Origin of the sequence: Clostridioides sp. ES-S-0049-02, from assembly GCF_020658465.1 — a bacterium.
Taxonomy (GTDB): domain Bacteria; phylum Bacillota; class Clostridia; order Peptostreptococcales; family Peptostreptococcaceae; genus Clostridioides.
This window is the reverse complement of record NZ_JACVWG010000053.1, coordinates 1-702: the sequence shown is the minus strand read 5'-3', so window position 1 is coordinate 702 and position 702 is coordinate 1. Positions and strand designations below refer to the sequence as shown.

The 702-nt window shown below is 36.9% G+C and carries 2 tRNA genes and 1 rRNA gene; all 3 read left to right on the top strand.

The features are described 5' to 3' along the window. Nucleotides 1-270: 270 nt before the first annotated feature. The 3 genes from rrf (at nt 271) to IC213_RS20490 (ending at nt 567) form a co-directional block, all read left to right on the top strand. Nucleotides 271-387, top strand: a 5S ribosomal RNA gene (gene rrf / locus IC213_RS20500). Nucleotides 388-392: 5 nt separating this feature from the next. After that, a tRNA-Leu gene (locus IC213_RS20495) sits at nt 393-481 on the top strand. A gap of 9 nt (nt 482-490) precedes the next feature. Continuing rightward, nucleotides 491-567 (top strand) — tRNA-Ile (locus IC213_RS20490). The last annotated feature ends 135 nt before the right edge of the window (nt 568-702 follow it).

Below are 702 nucleotides of genomic sequence, written 5' to 3'. Positions count from 1 at the left end.
ATAGGTCGAAGGTGTAAGTGCAGCAATGTATTTAGCTTATCGATACTAATAGGTCGAGGACTTGACCAATATTTATTTGATGTTCATTAATTAAAATATATATGTAGTTTTTAGAGTGTTAACTCTATGTATTTAAATTTGTCAATAATTAGAGATTTTTAAGAATTTTATAAGCTTAAAATCGAATAAATAAAGTATTGACATAATAAGACAAATATGTTATTATAATACTTGTCTTAGAAAAAAGATAAATGAAAATTTAGACAATAATCTGGTTATAATAGCAGAGAGGATACACCTGTTCCCATTCCGAACACAGAAGTTAAGCTCTCTAGCGCTGATGGTACTTGGCGGGAAACTGCCTGGGAGAGTAGGACATAGCCAGGTGATGTGCCGAAGTGGCGGAACTGGCAGACGCACAGGACTTAAAATCCTGCGGGACTTACCTCTCGTACCGGTTCGATTCCGGTCTTCGGCACCAAATTATTGTGGGCCATTAGCTCAGTTGGTTAGAGCGCCCGGCTCATAACCGGTAGGTCTGGGGTTCGAGTCCCTGATGGCCCACCACAATAATTTAAAGAACTTTGAAAATTAAACAGTAGGTTAATTTATAAAACAAGAAACAAACCATAAAGCCAGATATTTAGATAACAATAGTATCTGAGCCTGATAAACTTTTATTTGAGAGTTTGATCCTGGCTC